The organism is Paenibacillus algorifonticola (assembly GCF_050481745.1).
In the GTDB taxonomy this organism is placed as follows: Bacteria; Bacillota; Bacilli; order Paenibacillales; family Paenibacillaceae; genus Pristimantibacillus; species Pristimantibacillus algorifonticola_A.
Genome location: NZ_JBCNGR010000028.1, coordinates 1 through 23,162, shown reverse-complemented (window position 1 = coordinate 23,162; position 23,162 = coordinate 1). Strand labels below are relative to the sequence as shown.

General features: G+C 41.6%; 35 protein-coding genes, 2 other RNA genes and 2 pseudogenes. 4 read left to right on the top strand and 35 right to left on the bottom strand.

Annotation, left to right across the window (positions count from 1 at the left end; all coding sequences use genetic code 11):
* Positions 1–33 precede the first annotated feature (33 nt).
* From ABEW34_RS21650 to ABEW34_RS21600, 11 genes and pseudogenes are all read right to left on the bottom strand, one after another.
* Positions 34–534 (bottom strand): hypothetical protein, encoded by a 501-nt coding sequence (locus tag ABEW34_RS21650; RefSeq protein ID WP_430161403.1) that lies wholly within the window; start codon positions 532–534, stop codon positions 34–36.
* A gap of 12 nt (positions 535–546) precedes the next feature.
* Positions 547–747: pseudogene (locus ABEW34_RS21645) on the bottom strand (hypothetical protein); the annotation flags it as partial.
* Between the two features lie 56 nt (positions 748–803).
* Positions 804–1,139, bottom strand: coding sequence for a hypothetical protein (locus tag ABEW34_RS21640; protein WP_430161366.1), 336 nt, complete (start codon positions 1,137–1,139; stop codon positions 804–806).
* A gap of 124 nt (positions 1,140–1,263) precedes the next feature.
* Positions 1,264–2,487, bottom strand: a complete 1,224-nt coding sequence (locus tag ABEW34_RS21635) for a hypothetical protein (RefSeq protein ID WP_430161365.1) — start codon at positions 2,485–2,487, stop codon at positions 1,264–1,266.
* A gap of 4 nt (positions 2,488–2,491) precedes the next feature.
* Positions 2,492–3,184 carry an EAL domain-containing protein gene (locus tag ABEW34_RS21630; protein WP_430161364.1) on the bottom strand — a complete coding sequence of 231 codons (693 nt, stop codon included), beginning with the start codon at positions 3,182–3,184 and terminating at the stop codon, positions 2,492–2,494.
* 10 nt (positions 3,185–3,194) lie between these two features.
* Positions 3,195–4,187 carry a hypothetical protein gene (locus tag ABEW34_RS21625; protein WP_430161363.1) on the bottom strand — a complete coding sequence of 331 codons (993 nt, stop codon included), beginning with the start codon at positions 4,185–4,187 and terminating at the stop codon, positions 3,195–3,197.
* 137 nt (positions 4,188–4,324) lie between these two features.
* Positions 4,325–5,023, bottom strand: a complete 699-nt coding sequence (locus ABEW34_RS21620) for a DNA-methyltransferase (protein ID WP_430161362.1) — start codon at positions 5,021–5,023, stop codon at positions 4,325–4,327.
* Between the two features lie 504 nt (positions 5,024–5,527).
* Positions 5,528–6,985, bottom strand: a complete 1,458-nt coding sequence (locus ABEW34_RS21615) for a hypothetical protein (RefSeq protein WP_430161361.1) — start codon at positions 6,983–6,985, stop codon at positions 5,528–5,530.
* An 18-nt stretch (positions 6,986–7,003) separates the two neighbouring features.
* Positions 7,004–7,717 carry a hypothetical protein gene (locus ABEW34_RS21610; protein WP_430161360.1) on the bottom strand — a complete coding sequence of 238 codons (714 nt, stop codon included), beginning with the start codon at positions 7,715–7,717 and terminating at the stop codon, positions 7,004–7,006.
* A 111-nt stretch (positions 7,718–7,828) separates the two neighbouring features.
* Positions 7,829–7,895: hammerhead ribozyme type II (locus ABEW34_RS21605), an RNA gene on the bottom strand.
* Between the two features lie 5 nt (positions 7,896–7,900).
* Complete coding sequence (locus ABEW34_RS21600) at positions 7,901–8,197, bottom strand: hypothetical protein (protein ID WP_430161359.1); 297 nt, start codon at positions 8,195–8,197, stop codon at positions 7,901–7,903.
* A 225-nt stretch (positions 8,198–8,422) separates the two neighbouring features.
* Between ABEW34_RS21600 and ABEW34_RS21595 the strand changes: the two genes are divergently transcribed.
* On the top strand, positions 8,423–8,575 hold the full coding sequence (locus tag ABEW34_RS21595; RefSeq protein ID WP_430161358.1) for a hypothetical protein: 153 nt from the start codon (positions 8,423–8,425) through the stop codon (positions 8,573–8,575).
* A 265-nt stretch (positions 8,576–8,840) separates the two neighbouring features.
* Here the strand turns inward: ABEW34_RS21595 and ABEW34_RS21590 are convergent, their stop codons facing one another.
* From ABEW34_RS21590 to ABEW34_RS21510, 17 genes are all read right to left on the bottom strand, one after another.
* Positions 8,841–9,134, bottom strand: coding sequence for a hypothetical protein (locus ABEW34_RS21590; protein WP_430161357.1), 294 nt, complete (start codon positions 9,132–9,134; stop codon positions 8,841–8,843).
* A gap of 12 nt (positions 9,135–9,146) precedes the next feature.
* On the bottom strand, positions 9,147–9,416 hold the full coding sequence (locus ABEW34_RS21585) for a hypothetical protein (protein WP_430161356.1): 270 nt from the start codon (positions 9,414–9,416) through the stop codon (positions 9,147–9,149).
* Between the two features lie 13 nt (positions 9,417–9,429).
* Positions 9,430–9,618 (bottom strand): hypothetical protein, encoded by a 189-nt coding sequence (locus ABEW34_RS21580; RefSeq protein WP_430161355.1) that lies wholly within the window; start codon positions 9,616–9,618, stop codon positions 9,430–9,432.
* A gap of 26 nt (positions 9,619–9,644) precedes the next feature.
* Positions 9,645–9,824: a hypothetical protein gene (locus ABEW34_RS21575; protein WP_430161354.1), complete on the bottom strand. Its 180-nt coding sequence runs from the start codon at positions 9,822–9,824 to the stop codon at positions 9,645–9,647.
* A gap of 80 nt (positions 9,825–9,904) precedes the next feature.
* Positions 9,905–10,075: a hypothetical protein gene (locus ABEW34_RS21570; protein WP_430161353.1), complete on the bottom strand. Its 171-nt coding sequence runs from the start codon at positions 10,073–10,075 to the stop codon at positions 9,905–9,907.
* Positions 10,072–10,575, bottom strand: coding sequence for a hypothetical protein (locus ABEW34_RS21565; RefSeq protein ID WP_430161352.1), 504 nt, complete (start codon positions 10,573–10,575; stop codon positions 10,072–10,074). Before ABEW34_RS21565 ends, ABEW34_RS21570 begins: the two co-directional genes overlap by 4 nt.
* Positions 10,576–11,175: 600 nt before the next feature.
* Positions 11,176–11,400, bottom strand: a complete 225-nt coding sequence (locus ABEW34_RS21560) for a hypothetical protein (RefSeq protein ID WP_430161351.1) — start codon at positions 11,398–11,400, stop codon at positions 11,176–11,178.
* A gap of 120 nt (positions 11,401–11,520) precedes the next feature.
* Positions 11,521–11,775 (bottom strand): hypothetical protein, encoded by a 255-nt coding sequence (locus ABEW34_RS21555; protein ID WP_430161350.1) that lies wholly within the window; start codon positions 11,773–11,775, stop codon positions 11,521–11,523.
* A gap of 102 nt (positions 11,776–11,877) precedes the next feature.
* Entirely contained in the window at positions 11,878–12,240 is a 363-nt protein-coding gene (locus ABEW34_RS21550; protein ID WP_430161349.1) for a hypothetical protein, read from the bottom strand.
* Between the two features lie 15 nt (positions 12,241–12,255).
* Positions 12,256–12,462 carry a hypothetical protein gene (locus ABEW34_RS21545; RefSeq protein WP_430161348.1) on the bottom strand — a complete coding sequence of 69 codons (207 nt, stop codon included), beginning with the start codon at positions 12,460–12,462 and terminating at the stop codon, positions 12,256–12,258.
* A 188-nt stretch (positions 12,463–12,650) separates the two neighbouring features.
* Positions 12,651–12,827, bottom strand: a complete 177-nt coding sequence (locus tag ABEW34_RS21540) for a hypothetical protein (RefSeq protein WP_430161347.1) — start codon at positions 12,825–12,827, stop codon at positions 12,651–12,653.
* Between the two features lie 220 nt (positions 12,828–13,047).
* Positions 13,048–13,935: a hypothetical protein gene (locus ABEW34_RS21535; RefSeq protein ID WP_430161346.1), complete on the bottom strand. Its 888-nt coding sequence runs from the start codon at positions 13,933–13,935 to the stop codon at positions 13,048–13,050.
* An 83-nt stretch (positions 13,936–14,018) separates the two neighbouring features.
* Positions 14,019–14,165, bottom strand: a complete 147-nt coding sequence (locus tag ABEW34_RS21530) for an aspartyl-phosphate phosphatase Spo0E family protein (protein WP_430161400.1) — start codon at positions 14,163–14,165, stop codon at positions 14,019–14,021.
* 8 nt (positions 14,166–14,173) lie between these two features.
* Positions 14,174–14,392, bottom strand: coding sequence for a hypothetical protein (locus ABEW34_RS21525; protein WP_430161402.1), 219 nt, complete (start codon positions 14,390–14,392; stop codon positions 14,174–14,176).
* A 15-nt stretch (positions 14,393–14,407) separates the two neighbouring features.
* Positions 14,408–14,713: a hypothetical protein gene (locus tag ABEW34_RS21520; RefSeq protein WP_430161345.1), complete on the bottom strand. Its 306-nt coding sequence runs from the start codon at positions 14,711–14,713 to the stop codon at positions 14,408–14,410.
* 23 nt (positions 14,714–14,736) lie between these two features.
* Positions 14,737–15,912, bottom strand: a complete 1,176-nt coding sequence (locus ABEW34_RS21515) for a hypothetical protein (RefSeq protein WP_430161344.1) — start codon at positions 15,910–15,912, stop codon at positions 14,737–14,739.
* A 347-nt stretch (positions 15,913–16,259) separates the two neighbouring features.
* Positions 16,260–16,475 (bottom strand): helix-turn-helix domain-containing protein, encoded by a 216-nt coding sequence (locus ABEW34_RS21510; protein ID WP_430161343.1) that lies wholly within the window; start codon positions 16,473–16,475, stop codon positions 16,260–16,262.
* Between the two features lie 160 nt (positions 16,476–16,635).
* Between ABEW34_RS21510 and ABEW34_RS21505 the strand changes: the two genes are divergently transcribed.
* On the top strand, positions 16,636–16,992 hold the full coding sequence (locus ABEW34_RS21505; RefSeq protein WP_430161342.1) for a helix-turn-helix domain-containing protein: 357 nt from the start codon (positions 16,636–16,638) through the stop codon (positions 16,990–16,992).
* A 148-nt stretch (positions 16,993–17,140) separates the two neighbouring features.
* Positions 17,141–17,374: a helix-turn-helix transcriptional regulator gene (locus ABEW34_RS21500; RefSeq protein WP_430161341.1), complete on the top strand. Its 234-nt coding sequence runs from the start codon at positions 17,141–17,143 to the stop codon at positions 17,372–17,374.
* Positions 17,375–17,626: 252 nt separating this feature from the next.
* Here the strand turns inward: ABEW34_RS21500 and ABEW34_RS21495 are convergent, their stop codons facing one another.
* The 3 genes from ABEW34_RS21495 to ABEW34_RS21485 are packed head-to-tail and all read right to left on the bottom strand — an operon-like array spanning position 17,627 to position 18,673.
* Positions 17,627–18,037: a hypothetical protein gene (locus tag ABEW34_RS21495; RefSeq protein WP_430161340.1), complete on the bottom strand. Its 411-nt coding sequence runs from the start codon at positions 18,035–18,037 to the stop codon at positions 17,627–17,629.
* An 8-nt stretch (positions 18,038–18,045) separates the two neighbouring features.
* Positions 18,046–18,186 (bottom strand): hypothetical protein, encoded by a 141-nt coding sequence (locus ABEW34_RS21490; protein WP_430161339.1) that lies wholly within the window; start codon positions 18,184–18,186, stop codon positions 18,046–18,048.
* A 4-nt stretch (positions 18,187–18,190) separates the two neighbouring features.
* Entirely contained in the window at positions 18,191–18,673 is a 483-nt protein-coding gene (locus tag ABEW34_RS21485; protein WP_430161338.1) for an accessory gene regulator B family protein, read from the bottom strand.
* Positions 18,674–19,452: 779 nt separating this feature from the next.
* Between ABEW34_RS21485 and ABEW34_RS21480 the strand changes: the two genes are divergently transcribed.
* The gene (locus tag ABEW34_RS21480; protein WP_430161337.1) at positions 19,453–20,892 is read left to right on the top strand and encodes a recombinase family protein; all 1,440 of its coding nucleotides are present in this window, start codon (positions 19,453–19,455) and stop codon (positions 20,890–20,892) included.
* An 83-nt stretch (positions 20,893–20,975) separates the two neighbouring features.
* Here ABEW34_RS21480 and ssrA read toward each other — a convergent pair.
* From ssrA to ABEW34_RS21460, 4 genes and pseudogenes are all read right to left on the bottom strand, one after another.
* Positions 20,976–21,341: a transfer-messenger RNA gene (gene ssrA, locus ABEW34_RS21475) on the bottom strand.
* 209 nt (positions 21,342–21,550) lie between these two features.
* Complete coding sequence (gene smpB, locus ABEW34_RS21470; protein WP_056032466.1) at positions 21,551–22,030, bottom strand: SsrA-binding protein SmpB; 480 nt, start codon at positions 22,028–22,030, stop codon at positions 21,551–21,553.
* Positions 22,031–22,222: 192 nt separating this feature from the next.
* Positions 22,223–22,423, bottom strand: coding sequence for a cold-shock protein (locus tag ABEW34_RS21465; RefSeq protein ID WP_028609190.1), 201 nt, complete (start codon positions 22,421–22,423; stop codon positions 22,223–22,225).
* A 274-nt stretch (positions 22,424–22,697) separates the two neighbouring features.
* Positions 22,698–23,162, bottom strand: a pseudogene (locus ABEW34_RS21460) (hypothetical protein); the annotation flags it as partial.

Below are 23,162 nucleotides of genomic sequence, written 5' to 3'. Positions count from 1 at the left end.
TTTGAACCCCATTTTCTTAAAATGTCTATTTTTCTATATGATTTTTGTAGGGTTGAACAAAATTAGCGCCCAGCAACAGAAACTAATGGACCAACACAACCTAGCCACCCACCGCTCAGCGGATCCTCCATTATCAAACCAGCGAAGAGCAACTTTGACCTTTGGTAGCAGTAGAAACTGAATTCCTTCTTTCCCAAAGAGATCCCCGGCTAAGTGAGCCCACCAACCAACCACAAACCCCATTCCCGCACCCCATAATAGCCCATCTGCATGATGGCAAAAGGAAATGATGCCTATGCTCAGTGCGAGCCCGAACTCTGGCGTATGGATGATGCCGCGATGCTTAACCAATGGCAGCAGCAATAATGCCCCGCCTGCAAAAGCAGCCAGCCAGTGCCAATCGTAAAGCGCATATGTTGCAAGTAACAGCGCTCCACCGCCGAATAAAACTAAGCTGCGAAGTTTGCCTAATAGAAAGCTTAGGCCACCCGCTGCTGCCCATAAAGGAGCGCTATGGACCCAATTCTGATTCATATCTATCCCCAGCCGTGGCAACCCCCAAAGCGCACCTGCAACCAGTAACAGGAGCAGCCCTATTGAGCCGGCCATTCGCCGGTATTGAGGCGACAACTGGATTAAGTTGCTTGCTGTACTTGTTTTATGGTCTAGGTCAGGAGCCAAGCTACCTATCGCTGCAGCTACTAGATACAGCATAGATGCACTTGTTTGCAGCCCCCATGAAGGCATCATGATGAGCCCCGCTGATCCGACAGCAACTCCAAGCGCTAGGTGTCCTTTTTTATTCATAACTTCTTGATGTTGAATTTTAGCTCGTATTTTTGAATAATCGCAGCATCTAGCTCATTTTGACCATTCATACCCTTAAGCTGAATGATCAAATCGTGCAGATCAATCATTTTCATACTTCCAACGTCTGAAACTCGGAACTCTTTTGCCACACCTACAAGACCAGTGATCTTTACCGAATTTCCAATTTCGATTGATGTGCATGTAAATTCGAATGTCGTCTTATCTTCCTGGTAATTTCCAAGTAACAACTTACTTTCCGTATCCATCAAAGGTACATTAATAAACTTGTTTCCTGCATTCTTTAGCATTGCTTCACGATCCGTTTTCACATTGAACACTCCTTATAATTGATTGTTGTAAAGATGCTCTATCCTATTTCATCTTTTTCTGACGGCCTTTTTTCCACCTCCTTGGCCAATAAAAAACCATCCTTCATAATTCGAAGAATGGTTACTAAAAATTTGGGGTAATCAATTCACTTTTTGCTTTTCTGTCACTAAAAATAAGTTTTGCGAAATAGATAAACCCAATACCTATCAGTAATGGTATATATACTGTCCAAACTGTCTTGCCCCAAGTTAAAAACAGGTTAACAAGCACTAGAGATAGGAGTTGGCTTCCTGAAATGACCTGGTACTGTATATTCGTCCACTTCACTAAAGCCTGTTCTTTGAAGTTCTCTTGGAGATAATGAGAAACACGCATACTCACAAAAGAACTTGCAGCTCCGGTTACAAACGATAGGAGCCACAGACCTTCCCACTCTGTGATGAAAATCGCCAAATAAAAACAAGCAATGGTTAAGAAGGAAAATGCTAACCAAATTGATTCTGTCCCCTTTTTCAAAATGGGTTTTAAAAGATAAGATCCTATAACGCTTCCCAAGTAATACATAGCCACAAATTTAAACTGAAACTCTTTTTCTTTCCCCAATACTTCTAATACAAGGTACAAAGTTACTCCATTCACACTCTTTATCAAAAAAAGAAATACGAAATTGGATAGAAGTAATCCTTTAAATACCTTCTCAAGTTTTTCTAGTTCTATCTTTCCTCTCTTATTTTCGTTGTCTACTAAGGCATTAGCATTATCTTTATCCATAGCATTCTTCACCTTAAACAATCGCTCTTCTAGGGCAATAAGTGGTGGAATTAGAATCCCTAATCCTATAGCGAAGTAGAATACATATTTTATTTCGATATATCCGGTCAGAAATAAAGATGCGACGAAAATACAAATGAAGCTCATTAAACCAGTAGTTATTGTCCTTACCGTGAGAGCTTTTCTTATCTCGTCTTTTGGCAAAATAGACAGTTTTAGATAATACCAGGGCTTGAATACAATTTCTGATAGGGCTAACCCCGCAACGATGGCATATGGCAACCAAACATAATAAGTTTGCTCAAATGTCAGTAAATAAAATAAAAGCATGCCAATTAAAATGGTAACCATTCCATAAACCAATTTAAAATTAATCGTTTTATTTATCCTTTCAAAAAACTTAGAAATTACAATGTTCCCCCCGAAATACGCCAAATTCAGGGCAGTTATCGAGCCTACCGGCCCGCCCTGCATAGAGATGTATTTTTCCAAGCTTATCGTCACTAGCAAATCTAATAGCACCCAACCGGATCTTAAAAGACTCAGCCTGACTATTTTACCGGTATTACTCCCCATATTTTTAAACCCCTTTTTTACTCAGTACTTCTTCTATAGTGAACTGATCCTTGGCAATGGGCGCCGGTCTTCCCAAATAATAGCCTTGCATATAGCGCACGCCTTGAGCGAGGAGATACTCTTGCTGTTCTAATGTTTCAACACCTTCCACAATGAGCTTTATGTGAAGCAACTGGCAAAGTTCCTGCGTGAAACGAATGACGACTGCAGTATTTCGCGTAAGTTTAAGTCCCCGAACAAAAGATTTGTCCAGTTTCAAATATTCTGGTCTGAATGTCGGTGAGATGAGTCGATCCAGGTTAGAAAATTGTGTACCAAAATCATCAATACCAAAAACAAAGCCTCGCAAGGCCAATCGCTGCAGCTGATACAGCACGCGCTGATTGAACGGTGTTTTTTCTGTGATTTCTAGAACAATCTGTTTTGTATTGATCGCTTTTAAATCAAGGCGAAGCCCCGCTATAAGCGACTTTGGATGAACATTTAAGAACAACTGCTGATCGCTTGTTAGCATTGGCAAAGCTTCATCCATGGCTCGCTGGATGATCGCTCGATCCATTAAAACAACTTGCCTGGCGTATCGACGAAATAACTCTGCTGCCGATTCTCCTCGAACGCCATGAACAAATGTTTCATAGCCAATTACCTGCTGATGGGTCATGTCCCAGATCGGTTGATAATGCAAATTGAAATCCATTTCGCACCTCCTATCGGTGAAATATACGTTGTAGAAGACTCGGCCTTTTTATAGAAACTGGTTCGACGAGCTGATCGAGAACAATGGCAGCCTCATCATGTGGATGGAAGGCATCAAAAGCCGGTATAGCTATGAAATGCCGGCCAGCATATGCCTCCAGCATTTCATCATAGGCTTCATCCGTTGTCATAGGTAATAAAATTCGCCACTTGTCCTGGCGCATATGGCTATTTTTCCGAATAAATCTAGCGAGTTCCTGTTGGCGCCAACTGCTGCTCGAGGCAACCAATACAGGTATGGTGGCTTGAAAGAATCTCTTCGCATGCAGCGTCGTATGAATGTTACCTAGGTCCACAATCAAATATTTAAAGCTTTCGGAATAGGCCTCTACCCACTCCATATCTGCTGTGTCCTTGAAACAGGTAACAGTGCCCATTTGAAAGCGTGGCTTGTGACTAAACTCACCTGCAGCATTAAAGGCCAGAAATTGAAAACACGGCTTGCTGCTAGCCTCCCACAGTGCCACTCGGCCATTCCCATGCCCAGCTAACTGGTTAGCAATACTAAGTGCCATATGTGTGCTCCCCGCACCGTCAAACAGCCCAGCAACCGCAATCACGATCGTATCCTGTATTTCGTGCTGCTGAAGCAAACTTTCCATTTCAGTGGTTTGTACCGATTCCACCCTTGGGTCGGGCAGCAGTGTAAGCCGCATATGTTCCGCCCAATTTTCAAATGGCCATACCCATGTCATGCCCTGTGACGCCCATTGACGGGCTATAACATGCGTATGCGCCTTTGCAACAACGGCTATGGGCACTTGAGGCGCAAGGCTTGCCATACGCTCTATACTGCCCGTCGCAAGCTCCTCTGCGATTACGATTACTGTTGGATCCGCATGCAATAAAACATGCTCCATCATTTCTTGTGTATCCACCACCTGCAGCAGCAGGGTTGGTGGCAAAATAGCTTCAACGCTTAGTCCACAAACCAAAACATGCAATCCTTCCACCTCCAGACGAACATGTAAAAACCGCCTGGATTTCTCCGGCGGCTTTGTTTGTTCGCTAATTATGATATTACCTACTATACAGCCTTTTTCCCCTTACGGAGTACGCATTTAGTATGCAAAAAGTATGGTCATTCTTGAGAAAGGCTTTGCTCAGCTGCATCGATCCTGGCTTTGGATACTTGATACCAGTGTTCACCAATCTCAAAGGCCTTATAGTTACGTCTCGTAAGAATGGCTGCTTCCGAGGCCACGCCGCTACCAGAGAAAAAGTCCACCATTTCAGCTCCTTCATCTGTGCTATTTAGGATAATACGCTTCAGCAGCTCCACCGGTTTTTCCGTCGGGTGAATGGTCTTATTACCATGAATACGCGGAATCCGCCAAATATCCGTATCCTTGCGCGTATTTATCCGCCGATTACGCTTGGCCGGCTTTACAGCGAAAATGATGAGCTCATGCTGAAAGCGATATTGCCAGCCTAGCCCCATATGCTGCTTGTCCCACACAATACAATTTTTCACGACAAAACCGATTAGCCTGAGCCAATGCACCATATCCGCATACATGCGCCAGTCTATAAAAATATACGCATGATGTCCTGGCTTTAAAATGCGGTAGGCCTGAGCCATCCATTGCATGCAGAATTGTTTATAGGCAGCCGGTGTTAAGTTGTCATTTTCAAATACTTCAAATCTAGGCTTTTTAGTTTTGGTTTGCGTCGTTCCCCCAAAGCGCAGGTTAAATGGGGGATCCGCGATAAAGAGATCCACTGAGTCCGTCTGGATATGAGTTTTGGCACCTTCAATGCAGCATGTATGATAGAGCATAGTTGTCCTCCTTTGATGATATGAATCTCCACCTTATACATACGCAAAAAAGGAACGTGAGTTCCCGTTTTGATGATGAAATCGATTATAAATCTTAACGTCTAAAGACAAAACGACTACGTACTTGATGAGCCTATAGTCAGCGCGGAACTTCCCGATTTTTGCCGAATAAAAACGAACTTACACTCTATTTAAATCGATAAAAACGGAAACAAGGCGAAATACGCCGATAAAAACGGAAACTATGAAAATACTGGCTTCGGTGCAGAGAAAAGGGCCATAATCCCGCCTAAAGACCAGAATATATGGATCGTTCATTCTGTTTTCTTTCGAATGAAGACAAAAAAAGAGAGTGGACGTGTAGGAAAAATAATATGGTTGTCCCGATAGGATGGAATAACAGATTCTAAGGCTGCTTGTTGAGCACAATAACAGGGGTTCATTCTAAAAGTAGGGAAGGAAGGGGAATAACGAAGAGACCCTATACTGCTGCTGCAGAGGGCTTTAGATGTTGGTTTTTTGTTGAAGAAACGTGGCCACACAGAAATGACGTGGAGGATCCGGAATAGGCGTCCATTGAGGCAGCTTATCCAGTTCCCATGCTATCCAATGGGCAACATCGCTAGGAGATAATCCGTTCAACCACTTATAGTAAGCATCCTGGACTAAATCTATGAAGCTGGCTGGATCCCGCTCCATCCGGAATGCCTTAGCGCGATAGCATTCGAGGTCAATGACTGACTCGAGCTCTTCCGTTTCTAAATTCGGCTTGCGATAATCCAGGCTGCCATATGCAGCTGGCCTAGCAAAGTTACGCTCCAGCTCTATTAAGGCTCCTTTACAAAGCTTTCGGAAGCCCGCTTTTGCTAGGCCCTTCAGTTTAGAAACAAATTCTGATCGGTTTTGTACATAGCGAATGACGCCCGTGTCCTTGGCAATGTTGAGCAATGCAGCCGTGCTCTTGTCAACGATTTCAAGGCGAATATCATTCAGCATTGTTTCTGGATAGTCACCCTGGAGGGAGAACTCCCGAATCCTGGCCATCACATACTTTATAGCCGTCTCACTTTTATTTTTTAGTAGAGCTGCTAAACGGAGGAGAGCTTGACCGTTTTTCCAAACGGTGAATGACTCGCATCCTATTGCGGTAAGATAGCCTTCTAGTCTTGCAATTAATTGTCTGTAGCTTTTTTTAGCAGGGAAAATAGAACGGTAGTGAATGCCTTGTATGTGCCTTGGCATCAAATCCGCGTTCACCTGAAACACCGCTTTGGGTTGGTTAAACACATTTCTCTCACTACGTGCTACTGAAAATAACGGCTGGCTCCCGACAATAGGTTGCGTGCCTAGGAGCTCTAACACTCTGCGAATATGGCTAGGCTCTTCTCTTCTTATAAGGTCACCCAGCTTGTCATAATTGAGCTGAAGCATTTTCCCCCGCTGATCGCCTTGCTGTCCGCAGGCATACATATAGAGCTTTTGCGCCGCTATTGGCAGCATGCCAAAGGCAGCCGAACAAACCAGATTAGGCAATAAGAAAAAACGCCCTAGCTGGCCATCTGATTCCAAATATGATTCAAGTTTTAAGCTCATTGTACCTGTATGTGACTCATTACCAACCGTAATCAGTTTATGCATCTCAAATTTTTCAAAAGCCGCATAGAACTGGTCCTTTGTAACAGGTGTTTCAAATATTTCTTGAAGCTTTAGATAGACAATATGTCGATTAACAAAATTTGAAATGCCATCCGTCTGAATACCCACTTGCAAGGTAATGGCTAGCTGCAGATCGGCCTTGGTGAGTTTATTAGCCAATCTGATTTGTCCATCGCGGCGTTGGCGAAATGTCTTGCGTGTAGGACAGGCTTCAATCCCTAACAACGCTTGAAGGTAACGGTAGCTGAACTTAATAGGAGATTGAAATGATTTCGATTGCAGGGATTTAGATGATTCGTTCAGCATGTTTGTCTTCTCCTTTCTCTATACTAATTTAAGCCTCTGGGCAATTTTCAAAACTGCTGCCGCCTTAACTTCATAATAATATTGTCGATTGTAATGCATTTGTTCAATCAGTAGGTTGTCTAGTGGTGGACGTTGTACCAAAAACTTTCTTTCTATGAGTTCTCGCTCTTCATATTTCAGCATGGCCAGCGCCTCTTCCACCGGAGTAATCTGCCATTCAAGGGATCGAAGTATCTGCTGTTTAAGCTCGATTTGACTTTCCTTCCGAATAAAAGCTTCTTCCAATGGGGAAGTGCTTGTCCGACCTCCTCCGATACTCCCGCCGTATGCCGCTGTAACCGTTGGTAATGCCGGCTGCAGGGTCATAGACTCCAACTCCTCTTTGATGCTATCTCGGTGACATCTTTTAACATAATACTCATCAAGAAACCTTTTTACTAAGGCCCGGTATTCCCCTGGACGTGTAACGGATATATCCATAACGATCTGTTGCTCATCGTAGGGAGCTGATCTAGTCTTAGATTGACCCGTTGATTTTAAAAAATCTTCAATTAAATGAATTTCCTCTCGAAGTTCCGGCGTCTCGATCGTACGGAGTTGTTTGCGCAATTTTCCCAGCTGCACGACTAACCAAGATAAGGGAACCGAAGTGATGTTCTGGGGGGTCACTATAATTTTCCGTCGCATATTTTGCTCCTCACTTTGAAGCGTTGGCGGCAAATCTAATGCCAATACCGCTTGCTCGTATTTTTGACCGCATGATGGGCACTGGTATAGCTCCTCAGTCCTGATTTCTTGGCATGCTGCATCACATGCGTTACATATCACAAAAACAGCTCCTTTCTATGGCTGCCATCATCAGGCGAGATTTGCCCCGTTCTCGCGACGCCTGGTTACAGGCGTTTCGGCTTCTGCCTACTCTTTCTTTAATTGATCTATCCCATAGGCCCATCCGCTCACACCTCTGAGTTGATAACGATTATGGATATATTGGATTTGTATAATAACCGCATCAGTGCCGTTAGGTAAAATAACTGTATCGCCATTGCTTATATGGTTTGGGATCATCGGGTCCAACTGCCCATTTTCAATTGCATCCGTTAATTCATCAAAAAAGCTTAATGCTCCTTCGCCACGCCAGAAGCTGCTTGCTTCCATACTGTTTTCCAAGAATGACAACAATTTTTGAGAACTAATCAATCTGTCGGTCACGTAAATCACCTCACAACATCCTAATCAACTATCCGGTCGAGTAAACTTCGTTGCTTCCAACCGTTTCCATGTGTAGTGGCGGCCAGTAAGTTTTAAAACCTGCTTTTCTGCTTTCTGGATCAGTATCCATGGTAATATTTTCCCCTAGATGAAATAATTAATTTCACTAGACTTTACGTTCCTCAAACTTTTGCATTATATTAACAGTAGAAGGAGGTGATAAAATTGACTGAACAACAAGCTGAAAAAATTATTCAATTACTAAGTCGAATCGCCGATGCTGTTGAAGGCATTAAATCAGACACTAGTACCATCTATAGTGAAACATATGATCTTGATAAGCATTTAGTCGCAATTAAAGAAGCAGTTACAAAATAGTCCTTCATTTAGCCACATATAGTTATGTGGCTACTATTTAGGTAATGTTCTTCAATATTCAGGAGTGTTCTTTGTTTCTTCTTTCTTCTTCGCGTTTACCTCGTGCCGCCCACTGGTACGATTTTGTTCTGTACTCACCAGCTTTGTCATAATTCCCTCTTGCCGCTGCTTGATAACATTTAGTTTGCCAGTGACCAGCTCTGTCGTAGCAATAAGACGGCGTGACTCTCCGCGCCATGGTATAGCCTCCCATGTTCCTCAATATTCATTGTGTTACGCCGTATTGTTGCTTCTGGTAGAGTTTGAATTTACGTTCTCGCTCTTTAGCTGCTTCATAGTCATACCATGAATAACCTACACCTTGGATAATTCGGTTATTGCAGCCGCATTCGCAAATTTGATTCAAGAACCCTTTTGCCTTCCGAAAATCCTTTTTGAACAATTTAGGCATCATCACGCCGCACCGAACGCACTCAAAAGTCATACCTCTTTCGGTTATATTCGCTTTTCTGTTCTGACCAGGCGGTGCTAAGCATTCCTCAAAAGCTATCAATTCCACCACGTACACCGCCTATTCATTTGTTCCATTGCACATCGGAACTCCCTTTGAATTTAAACGTGGAATATAGGGCACATCTCTATTTTGAGCAATATATTGACAACCCGTTTTCGTATCTGTCAGTATCCATCCCGATAAATCTTCGCCAAGGTACTCCGTTTTAAAATTCTCTTCAAAAGAAGATACGCTTTTCTCAGCAACAGCTTCCTCTACATCATTCCTAGCGAAGATAAGAGCTGCAAAAAATACCAAAGTGACCATTCCCAAATAAAAAAACCGCATGTAACCACCCTATTCATTTTGTTATATAAGAAATTGACTTTTCCAGAGCATTGAAAAACCGCTCTGATTCTTTTTTTCCTTTAAGGTCATGTTCAATAGGCGCTTGATACTGACCGAATAGATGCGTCAATACATCAGCACGTTTTCTTTCATCAAAACTAATTAATTTTTCCCACAAAATTTGCACATCTTCGATTGACATATTCATGAACACTCCTATTCATTCAATTACTTCACCTTCAGACAACGCTGGCACACTTTCTCTCCCGCTGGCGGTGTCAGTAACTCATCACCACCAAGCCAAAGAGTTTGGGTGAAGTTGAATGGCTTGCACTTCGCAACCTTGCCATAATGCTTAATCTCTTGCCCGACTAAATGCCACAATCCTGATTTAGATTGCATCCACATTTCATTGCCTCCATGTTGTTGTTTGGACTTTTTTAACGATGGGCCCAACGTTTTGAGATGGACGTTTGCTATTCATTGAATTACCTAGCAGAAGCCCAGTGATAGGTCACAGTCAAGTGTGACAAATTCATAGCGTCGATTTTGTTCAACAGATCGTCGTTGCCTACTTCCGACCTTATTAACTCACTTTCCGATCCACCTTCATCCACCAACTTGCTTCCGTCATGATTTTCATAAACCTCGATTTTCATTCTATTTCCTTCCTAGCTTTTTGCAGTTTAGCTTTTTCCAAAATTGGCTGATGATACTCAGCTTCGGCTTTCTCACGCGCTAAGATAGCAGCATCTAGATCATCAAAGTTGCCTAGTCGATGCGTTTTCCCTCCGATTGATATAAACGCCCGATATCTCTTAGTGCCTTTTTTGGTATACGCAACGTTAACCCCTTTTACACCAGTTGCTGTATTCTCACGAGTTTTTCTAATAAGTGCAGAAGGCATTATCCCGTCAACTCGATTTGAATCGAGTGATTCTTGAGATTTTTTATACCGATCCTTTCTGCATGCGCTAGATTTGCAGGACGTAATCCGTCCCTTGCGTAAAAGATTCATGGAGTAGACCCTTTCAGTTTCACATAATACGCAACGGCACAAAAACATTCGAGTATAGTTACTGCCCGGATCAACTTCTTTCAATACCAACATTGTTCCGAATTGCTGATCGATAATGTCTATGCGTTTTTTTCCTGGCATACTTTAAACACCCATCGCCTATTTAATATGTTGTATCGTCAGAAATAGTGATATTGTCTTTTCCAGCGTAAGTAACACGAGCAATTTTCTTGTCGGCATCCCTTATTTTCACGCTGCACCTATCAATCAGCTTAATTTCTATCGACTCTGTTACAAAATTCGCTTCAAGCCACTTCAAAATATAAAACTGCTCAACCGTTTCGGCTTTGATTATGATGATTACCTCCTATTGATATTGTTACTTTACAGTTTCAGATAAAACTTTCCACGCTTGGCTATCAGGATTCGCAAATGTGCGACTAACTGTTACTGCTGACACAATCCTTTGCTACTAAATTCCATTCCTCTTTCAACTGATCTTCACGACTCATTTCAATGCACGCTCCCAAGTTCATTAAAACAGAGTCATTTGGCCTTCAGTTATATTCAATTTAGCAACAGAATTAATCCAAGGGACTTCGGTCAGGACCTTCCCAGCTTCAGCCGTGACTTGCTTTGTATCTCGATACCAGTGTTGCAGCGTATCATTGTACATAGGATGGTCGTAGCCTGATAAGAGCACCAGCTTAGGGACTGGGTGAAAATCGAAAATAACTGCCATCAATACCACGTACCATCTGAATCATAGTGCCACCATTCGCCGTCAGAAAAATGCACATGCAAGCATTTTTCTTCTTTCATCCAAACGATTTTGGTAATGTTGTTTCTTGAATATTTTCTTCTCATTTCATCACTCATCGCATTGTGATGCTTTGAAAAGACACTCTCAAAAAGCTGCTGCTGCTCTAAAGATAAACGGCTAAAGCCTGTAGAATGAAACCCCATGAATTTAAACACCTCCTCTCACGCATGGTTCGTTCTTATAGTAACTATTTAAAATATATACTATAGACACTATTTTGCAAGTGATAATTACCTAGCAAAGTTGCTTCTCGCAAAAAAAAGCTATTTCGTGTTCGCACACATTGGAATACCATCTGCAGTTAGCCTCGGGGTATAGGCCACATCATTGTTCTGAGCAATATACTGGCAGCCCGTCTCAATATCAGTTAAAACCCAACCACGTGGACCACCTAATCTTTCTGTAGTAAATTTGACGTTATTTTCATTTTCAGAAGAAGAAGCCTGTTGATTTTCAAGAAACAAGCCACAACCCGAGCAGCAAGCTAAAATGACTCCGACAATCAGTATTTTCCTCATCGCTAACACTCCCGCTAAAATGTTTTGGCCGCCATCATCAGGCGAGGTCTGGCCGCTTTCCTCGCGATGCCTAATCATCATGAATAGGCATTTCGGCATTATTTATAAACGGCCCCTTGTATCCCAGCCATCGCGGTAAGCCCCCAGCAGGGAGACCTGCAACATTTCCACAAGATCCTCCACCTCATCATCAGGAAAGTAAGGAAGCAGGCGTTGTCTATAATCATTTAACTCATCTTTTATTTGAAGTTGGTATTGTTCTATTTCTTTTTTTATCTGCTGTTCAGCTGCTAAAGAATTTATTCGCCGACTATTGTTTTCGTGAATGACTTTCATATCATCTTTACTTGACGATTGAGTAAACCATCCCTTTCTTCCGCATCCTGGGCAAGACGTTACCTGCATGGTTGCCTTTGAGCACTCTAAGGTTGTTCGGCAATTAGGATCAATACAAATCCAGTTCATACCTTCACGCTCCTTCTAATTCAATTCTCTTTCCTTGGTAGCCTCATCATAAACTTCCAAGATGTTTCGTACGGTTTTAAGCGTCTCTGTAGGTGTCTTTCCAGTTCCTATGGCCCCCGCAATAATCCCGATAATATAGGCATCCATATCCCGTTTTGTCCGGAACCCGTTTGCAAAGTCACAAATAAGCTTTCGCGCATTAGCTTTAGGCAGTACAGCCATTCAAGTAGTCACCTCTTTTCACTCTCTGACTGTAGATGAGCGAGCACATCGCTCTCTAAGCTAGTCATGTCATCGTTTAGTCGGCTCAACAAACTATCTAAACGGCTTAACTGAAGCTTTAAATTATTTAATCTTTCGGTCATCGTCTGCCCTCCTACCTCGCTTTTTTTCATGGGGAGCATAAAAAACTATTGCTGATTTAGATAATCGTCGATTGCTTCAACGGCAGCAGCGACGGTGCTGAACGTCTGACTCACAAAATTAATATGATCGATAATATAACCCAACCGATCCGGAGTAGCTGGCGATGCTACACAAATATCTAAACCACGGTGAGCGAGCACTGTAACGTAATTAAAAGCCATAATACCAATCCCCTTTCAAAAAAAATTTCACTATGCTCATGACCGTATCATCTCACCAGGCCTTGATTTCTCCCTGATGCATTCACCGCCACTGAAAATGTCCGAACAGTCATACAGCGGTATAGACACCTCATTCCTCTTGTAATAGCGGATTACCGCGACCATAGCTGTAAAAACTATGGTTTCGGCCAGTTTCCCTCTGGCAGCTCTTCAGACGGTGCTACTTATAGAACCCTTCAATTTCTCCCCAATGATCTGAGACATTAGATAATGTCCTTCTTGCTTCTCGTTCCCGTTCCAGAGCTTTTTCGAATCGATCTTGATCCCGATATTCCAACACTGCATGCTCTATAAGGGAAGACATGACATCCGGCCTTAAAGCATCCAACTCCCAGCAATCATAACCAAATTGCTCGACATAACCAGGTGCGCGACTATCTTCGAGCTTGGTGGGATTGGGTGGTGGAAGAAATTCTTCAATTTGAGGCATGTTCAGTGCGATTCTACGAAAGACAGGGTTTGCATCAAAAGTATTTAGCCTATCCACGATATCCCTACTCATGTCCATACCGCTCGGGTCATGATCACCCAAGTGCAGAATGACAGCCTGACGGTTACTATGATTATGTATCCGCTGAGCTGCGACCCACATTTCAGATTGGCTGACATACCCCCGGCATGAAAAATAAGGGACATCTAGCCGGCCGCAAATCTGTCCTACTACTCCTATAAGAGCATCTTTCTCAACCCAAACCTCAATATAGTAATCCTGATCGGCCCATTTATCGACTAAATATGTCTGCGCAGCAGCCCTTATAATACTTCCAGTTGAATCCCAATGCTGGTTAGCCCTTAGATTACGTGTTCTATCCTCTATCGCAAGCCAATCAATTAGACCAGCCAATCGACCATTTGATACCAGGCTGCCAACATTGTTATAACTGCGTTCAGTGTTAGGTATAATATCTCTGGCCACTAGCTGATAAAATACTTGCCTTAATGTTAAGGAATAGCCCTGTGCCTGGTATTCATTTATGATTTCGTTAATTTTGGTTATTTGATCAAGGCTGCTAGCTCTGAAGTTAATTTCTTTATAGCGAATTCTCATAGGATCCTCCTGAGTCAACCTGCCATCATCAGGCGAGGTAGATTAGCTCCTCGCGACGCCCAGCCAGCAGTTGGGCGTTTCGGCTATTTAGCTTGCATTGCTTCATTAATGAGCTTGTCCAGTTCCTCGCTAGCTTGAATGACTTCCGGATGCTGCAGCTCATTGTATTTTTCAGCCAAGCTGTTCATCTTACTGCGCATTAGTTCTATTTGATCCTTTAACTCGGACATGACCATAATTAAGGTAAGGCCGCTCGTGACAGCCATGTCACGGCATACCGACCATTCTCCTTCTTTAAAACATTTGGATTTCGCATTTCATATGCGAATGGGTGATATCCCGTCTCGGTTGCCACCTCTTCAGGATCAGGTTCTACTACAGAATCGACTAGCGCTTGATGGAACAAGCAAAAACCGCTCATCCCTAATTGATTAGTAACATGCGACACGATTACCATTTGAATGCCCCTCCCTTAAAATGCGTATTCCAAATCTTCTTCCGGAATCAACTCTTGCACTTTGAAAGAGCTGATCTGTTCAATGACCAGCTCCTGTTTCGGGCTTCCCTGGCGCTGCTGAAGACTATGGTTACTCCCATGAAGTAACTGCTTGATTTCCCGCAACTCAAGCATAATTTCGTTGTTAGAATACTTATCTGACCCATTATTCTCTCTTAAATCCTGTTCAGCATGCCTGGCCATCCATTCTGAAAGCTTTCTGGACGCGGATAACTTCAAGATGAAATCATGAACCTCATCTGTAAATCGAAGCGCACTCACGTTAAACTGCTCCCGGCGACTCATTACACATCAACCTTTTGTTTAATCACATCGACTTTACGCTTCAGCACATTCTTGGCAACAATTTCACAAGCATAAATATTCAATTTTCTCGAATCTTCAGGGAACAGGTGGTATTTCTTCGCTACAGCTTCGCCCAAATACCCACCGAGAAAGGCCATCATATACTCCCGTAACGCCTGGTTCACACCGCCAATATGAACGTAATAGACCAGATCGCCTTGTTGGAAATGAAAGCTTTGTAGCGCCTTTTGCATGGCCACTTCCGCGAAATCTGCCAGGATCGGTTCTATAACATCCGTTAAATCATGCTCAGCATGCTTCACTGGATCCAGATAAAGATATTTGCGTGTTGCAATATGCTTCAGCACAAACTCCTCCAAAGCTCGAACATCTCTAAAATAGTCCATGAGCTTGTCCGTACGCAGCTTTTCCAGCACTGCCAGGTAGCTTTGGTCCGTTGAGCTAACAAAATCATCTGCTGATTGAGCTCCTCTTAAATCAGGCTGCAGCTTGCATAAATCCTGGCTTTGCCCACCAATGTCATCCATAACCACGAAGGCATCCTTAAAGCGCATCGCATCTTCCTTTGGATTCCCCTCCAAATCAAATTTGAGCGCATGCCTGGCGTTCTCGCCTTCAACCTTACATTGGGCTTGTTCGATTTTAAGATGCAGTTTGCGTTGAAACCCCATAGTGACTAGCTCAAAAGAAACTTCTGATAGGAATCTCTCCGACATGACGGACAGCTTCTCTTTGAAGCTACTCCCCTTTTTAACCAGCCAAACGGGAAGCAGCGTACCAAAATATTCAATGGAGATTGTATCCTCTTTCATATCGGGCTCTTTTGTCGCATGATACAACGCGATAGCAGCTAACCAAGTAACCCATACCGTTTGTGATTGCGTTTTGTCGTGCAGACTGTGTATGTGCGCGTTTCCCAGCAGATCGGCTTGTGCTTTCTTACCAGCCATGAAGTAGAGATGACCTTCTTCAATTGCAATCTTCAGGACCAAATGATTCATTAATGACTCGGCCGGTACGGTATGCGCGAACATACCTTGAAAGTCCTTCTCCGTAATTTCCGCAATTGAAGAAGGCATTTCAAAATAATGGCCATCTATCATAAACTGGCCAAGCGAATTTCCGAAATCAGCAACCATACGATTAATATTCAATTGTCATCACTCCGTATATAAAGGTTTATAAAGACAAAATGAGAGAAATAATAGAAAGGAAATATGAAATATACATTGCGTAGGTTTAGGGGAAGAGTGTAAGATTAGAGGTGTCAAGGCTCTAATTTTACAATGCAGTCCCTAAAGATGATCGACGCCAATCGGTCATCTTTTACTATGTGTATTATTTTTACAATTTCCACTATGCGCCTTTCGACTTAATGTTCTTATTCAATTGAATTTCTTTGTATGCTTTCTCTAGCAGAGTTCGTGGTATTTGAGAAATCTTTATATCTACTTTTTTCATCATGCAACCTCCAAAATTACACAATATGTGTAGAATCTTTTCAAAATGAATCTAGATTTTCTGCATCCTCTCTGAGATCATCTAAATTTACTCCTAATTCTTTTGCAATTATTGTGGCATGTTCAAAGCTTAGCTTATTAAGACCATATTCAATATTAAAATATCCCGCGCTAGAATTAAAACCTAACGACCTAGCTAAGTGAGCACCACTGATGTTGGATTTCTTTCTAAGCTCACGAAGTTTTTTCCTCTCCATTCAGCCCCTCCTATTCTACACGTATTGTGTTGATTTGTAGTATAAATATAACCTACACCAAATGTGTAGGTCAAGTTAAATCGTATCTTTTCGTGTAGAAAACAATTCTTTTTGTGATAGAGTGATAAACTAAATGAAGCGTACTTTGGAGGTGAGACAATTGACAATTTTGGGAAACAAATTAAGAAGTTTACGCGAAGAGAGAAATTGGTCAAAAAAATATGTTGCTGATAGACTAAAACTAAAGAATCCAAGCACATATGCCAACTGGGAGTATGGATTACGAGATCCAGATTCAGATACCCTTAGCAAGTTGGCTGACCTTTATGAGGTATCAGTTGATTACATTTTAGGTAGAAGCGAAAGCAAAACTGGAAATGTCCTGCCTGATTTACAAACAGAATACGTATTAAAGCAGCTCATTGAAAAATATAATATTGATATTAGCGACTCGACAAAAAAGATGAAATTAGAACAGATCATTCAACTTGTTTTTGCTGATATGAATCCAAAATAAACATCTTTACTTGCTCTATAATTTCTTGTGAATGAATTTTTTCCAATTCATCTATCTCACTCTTTAGTTTCATTATTTTTTCTAAGTCGCCCATGTTTAAATCCTCCGGATGTATATTTAAAATAATACAATAAGGGAGCATAGCACGATGACTGTCATTGTACAGACAGGCGTGTGCTTGATCCCTCAACTAAGGCAAAAGCGTCGTTTAACACAAGAGCAGCTAGCCGAATATACTGGAATAAACAGAACCAGGCTATCACGCCTTGAAACTAAACTGAGAGATGATATGACGCTAACTGAAGCCCAAGCCTTAAGTAAAGTACTTAAATGCAGCAAAGATGACTTATATACATGGCTCTGGCACATAGTTGAGGATTAAGCACGAAGAGTTTCTACTCTTCGCCCTTATACAGTGACCAATACATGCACGATAAGAATAGTCAATAAATATTTTTAAAATCTAATATAATATAACCCTAACATATATGTGGGTATAAAATCCCCATTTACCTGAATTTTCATGGTATTTTTGAACCAAAAATGGGGAGTGCTGCGTTTTTGTTTACTTCTTATAAAAAATTAAGTATAATATTTATCCCAAAAAAATAAGGTTTTTGAATTCTTGAAGAATTCAAAAAACCTTTTTTAACAAATGCTCATATTCACGAGTCTTATTTTTAGAGACAGGAACCCAAATGTCTGAAGCACCTTTAAAATATGCAGTGTTACCATAAATAGACTCTTCGATGAAATCTACCTTTGCAGTATTAACAAGAGTAGAAGGCATAAATAAATCGAATTTATACGGCATAAGCGCCTTTTGATAAGCTTCCATACTATGAAGTTGTATGTACTTACCATTAGCTGTACAAAAAAGTGGTATACCTGGAGGAGGACTAAATGATTTTTTAACTTTATTTAGCGTCTTGGGTTTAGGTGTCATTTCTAAATATAATACATCTTCGAGAATATTAAGACACTCATATTCAATTTTACCGTTAATAGTCTCGATATTTATACAATAAACACTAATTGGATTCATATTCCCAGCTAAACTGAATCATTCTGTTCTTCCTTTATCTTTGGTATCGTAACTTCACCTAACAACCATTTAAAGCGATTATCATCATTATCTTTGATTCTATCTTCTCTTATTAAAAAAAGTAGGGCTTCCGCAATCTTCCTTTTCATAATCTTACCTCCATCTTCTATTTATGAGTAAAGTTAGTGCTTGCCCCATAAATGATAATGATGCTGCAGGAAAAAGTCCAATAAAATTTAAAGATATCACAAGACAGGGAAGAAACTTATATCTTTGCGAATATTTCATAACAACAATTATACTTGCAGAATTCAGTAATACTATAAACCAAATATTTAATTCAACCATTGAGAAACTAATTAACATCAATAGTGAAATTAGAAAGCAATGATCTAAATTTTTAAGGTGAAATCCTCCTGTTTGAATTCTAATAACTATAAATGAAACTAGAGCGATACAGGAACTCCAAAAATAATTTGTTAAATACCCGAAGATGAGAACGGAAAAGATCACACCATAATTATTTAGCTTTATGGCTAATATAGCACTTAATCGTTGTACATTAATTTCTTCTTCCGGTTTGGTTGTAGCTAGCCATTCTGAAATCAACCTAGAAGTGTTAACTATTATGCTCATTTCTGTCTCTCCTATATGTCAAATAGATCACTGAACTGAACAAGACTATTGTAACTATGAGAAAGATGAGAATCATATTGTGTGAGAGCAAAAGAAACACTAGCAAACAAATTAACATGAGAGAAATAGAGGTGAAAAATAAAATCCGTATATGAGAAGTAGTAAGTTCTTCCTTTATGTAAAAATCGTGTGGAGGCCTAATAAACTTTGTTGTGCCTAAACGAAACTTAATAATAATATAGGCTATTAGATATGTCACAATTTGAGCTGTAAATTGTATTAACCTTATAACTGTATAGTTCGAATTATTTAAATCAATTTGAATAAAGCCCACCGATTTGACTATGAGACTAATAATGGTTTGAATAAGAAAATAACCTAGTACGCCAACTGCAAGTATTCTTATTGCTCTATGCCATCTAATCTTTATTAGATATCTCAAACATATTAGAAGCAGGATTACATGGGTAGAGGTATCAAGCAAGGAATAGCCTAGTATTTCTCTTATAAAAATAGATGTTAGAGCCAACATAATGCAAATAAAAAACAACTCTTTAAGATATTCTCTAATTGGATAATGAAAAATAGCCATCATCAAGAAATATATTGCAAGCGTATCTAAACAATCAAGAAAAAAATAGATGATATAGTCCACTTCACGCTCTCCCTTTAGTAATTCTTCAATCATTATTACATATATAGGACTGACTTACTATACACAATTAAGTGGCTAATATATTATAAAAAGACGTTCTTAACATGTCGGTAGGAGGAAAAATATGAATCGTGCTGCAATCTATACAAGGGTATCAACTCAAATGCAAGCGGAAGAAGGATTTTCTTTAGAGGCCCAGGAGACGATTTTAACAGATGTTATGGAGAGAAAAGAATTACAATTATATAGAGTTTATTCGGATCCTGGAATAAGTGGCGGGTCACTTAAACGACCGGGGGTTCAAGCACTAATTACTGATATGAAGGCTGGTAGATTTGACACCATATTGATACACAAGCTGGATAGATTAAGCCGCAATTTGGGTGATCTCTACTCCTTCATTGATATGATAAATAAATATAACGTACGTCTCATTATTGCAGCCCAAGGATCAGAGGAGATAGATACCCGATCGCCTATGGGTAAGGCATTTCTATTCTTCTCTGGGATTTGGGCGCAAATTTATTTAGAAAACCTCAGAGAAGAAACCCTCAAAGGATTAACAACCAAAGCTAAAAATGGTGGAAGACACATGTCCAAACCCCCGTTAGGTTACACATTTCACGACCGTGATGAGGATGGATATTTAAAATTAATCATTGTCGAAGAGGAAGCACTACTAGTTAGAGAAGTATTTAATCTCTATATAAAAGGTCAAGGAAGAACTAAGATAGCTCATCACATGAATACTATATCCAGACTAAAGGAAGGTGCAAAATGGGATGCAAAGGCCGTAAAAACCATTATCACAAATTGGACCTATGCAGGTTATAACCATTTCAAGCCGGAAGACTGGCCTGAAGAAAAACGCATAATATCCAAAGGTAATCACGAAGCCATCGTGTCACAAAAAGATTTTGAAGAAGTTAATAAACTTCTCCATAGAAAAAAAAAATCAGAAGCATCTCGCTCTTCCCATATGTATGCGTTTAGTGGTATTTTAAAATGCGGAAAATGTGGTTCCAACTATGCAGGAACGAGAACATCTTTACGGAGCAATGGCGTTAGGTATAAGGGTTATAGATGCATTCATAATTATTTACATAAAACATGCGATGCCTCTTCAATACAAGAAAATATAATCACTGAACTGCTCTTCCAAAAATTAAATTTTATCAATGATAACGTTCAGGAAAAACCAAAGCCTCTTAAAAAGGAAATTGTCGACTTAAAAAAGGAAGTTGAGAAAAGCAATCTGCGACGTAAGAACTGGATGCTTGCACTCGGAGATGGTAATCTTTTATCAGTAGACTATGCGATGTTAATAGATGAAGAAGACGCCCGAATGAAAAAAGTATATGCGAAGTTAAAAGAGGAAACCGAAATAATAGAACCAGAAATACCTATTGATGAGTTAATAAATGTTATGATAGGTATCCGCGAAAACTGGAACCTCCTAGAAGAAGAAACGCAGAAAGAACTAATTCAGTCTCTCTTTAAAAAAATCGAAATTAATAAAAACCAAGATGATAAATGGGAGATTACCGAACTACTCACGGTCTAATTTCAAACCAATAATTTGGGTTCATTCATCATCAATCTGGACACTCCCTCGACTTCAATTTTGCACGAAAAAAGTTCGTACAAAATTGGAGGCGAGGGGAGTCGAACCCCTGTCCGAAGATCACGCCACACAGGCATCTACGGGTGTAGTCACGATTTTGATGTCACCCAGGAGGACGCCTCGTAACCGGCTTCTTCCAAGGTCAGCCTGATTGTCTTCTTCAGCTCACCCCAGGCGGAGATGAGACAGCGTATCCCACTACTTGTTAGCCCCTAGTCTAGTCACATGGGCGATGCTAGGTAGGAGCACGCTCACAGTTTCTTAGGCTGCGAAAGCGTAGTTTGTTTGTTGTTTGCCATTTAATAGGCTTTAGCGTTGATGAAGTGGACGCGTCCCCACTACCCGCAACCCGCGCTCGTCCTATCCCCGTCGAATCCAAGAACGCCCCCGAGTTGGCATAAATGACTCATCCTTGTCAGCTCATAAGAGCCGCAATCAGATCATCATTTAGCTAAGAACTTGCTTCGTTACTTACTTAGTATAACACGATTCGAAGAATAATCCCTAAAATGTTATTGGTACTGTTAGCAAATTACTGCACGCTTTCCTTGAAAATCTACAGACGCTCTTCCTTGTGCTTGCACGCACGATCTCGCGCTTAACGTATGATCTTCTGCTTCTCGCGCAGCGCACGTTGAATATCACGCTGGGCATCGCGTTTTGCCGCGGAATCGCGTTTGTCGAACTGCTTCTTACCTTTACCTAACCCAATCAGAAGCTTCGCGTAGCCATTGCGCACATATATCTTGAGTGGCACAATGGAGTAGCCTTCCTGCTTGGATTGGCCGAGCAGCTTGTGAATCTGAGCTTTATGAAGCAGCAGCTTGCGGGCACGCGTCGGATCCGTTGGATTGTGACGATTCCCCTGCTCGAAAGGACTGATATGCAAATTGTGGATGAATATTTCGCCGTTACGTATCGTCGCAAATGCGTCGCTTATATTGGCTCGTCCGTTGCGGAGCGATTTAATTTCCGTCCCCATTAGCACCATTCCCGCTTCATACGTGTCTTCGATGAAATAATCATGGGAAGCTTTTTTATTTTGCGCAAGCTGCTTGCCGTCGTTCTTCTTGCCCATTCTTATCACCTCAACATCATAATTAGCTTCAGAAACTTGAAAAAGCCGCTAGATATATATTGTAGCAATTTTTGAAAATGAAAGCAAGAAAGCAGCTGCCATATTGTAAAATATGGCTTGCTCGTCAAAAGCATAAAAAGCCGCTCCGACCTTACGGTCGAAAGCGGCTAAATTTCGCAGTTGATTAAACTACTACAGTTTTACTACGTTTTCAGCTTGTGGTCCGCGGTTGCCTTGAACAACGTTAAATTCTACGCGTTGTCCTTCTTCCAGCGTTTTGAAGCCTTCGCCAGTGATTGCGCTGAAATGTACGAATACATCGTTGCCGCCTTCAACTTCGATGAAGCCAAAGCCTTTCTCAGCGTTAAACCATTTAACTGTACCTTGTTGCATTTGTAAAACCTCCAAAAATAAAATTAATATGCGCCTGTTTCGTTTTGAGAAACAAAAAATTCACACATTGAAAAAGGTCCATGACTGTAATGACACCCTTTTCAATATGTGAATTCAGGTCCATATCATCAATTGCTTTGAGTGTACTATACCCATATTCAAAAAGCAAGCGACAAGCTTAAATAATTTCTAAAGCTTGGCCCGCTGTACCAGCGCTGCTAAGCCTCTGTATGAGGGACAGCGCTGATGCAAGGGACTTTACAACTATTTTGTTTTATTTACGTTTTTTTCTAACAAAAGCTGCCGTTGAATTGCCGCCTCCGTTTTTCTTCTTGCGCTTCCTCTTAGCCGCATCTCCGCCTGCTCCAGCAGCATCTGACGAAGCCTGCTCATTAGAGCTTGCACCGCTTGGCGCTGAGCCTGACTGAGCCGCCTTGCGCCGCTTGCCGCCTTCAAAAACACGGCCGACTCCGCCGCTTCGCTCGCCGTCATCACTGCGACGGCTGCCTCCTCTAATCGGCAGCCCCCACATATCCGTGCGCGGCGCGCCTTCGCCGCCGCGCCCTTCGCCTCGATCCTGCGGCTCCGCCCGCACGATCCGCTGCGTTTGCTCCGCCGGCGCAAAGCTGCCGCCAGCGTCGCCCTTGCGCCCGCGGCGCGGCGCGTTCCCGCCGCCGCTTGCGCCTGGCGCAGCTCCGCGCCCAGCGCCCTTGCGCTGGCGCTTCGCGCCTTGGCCGGC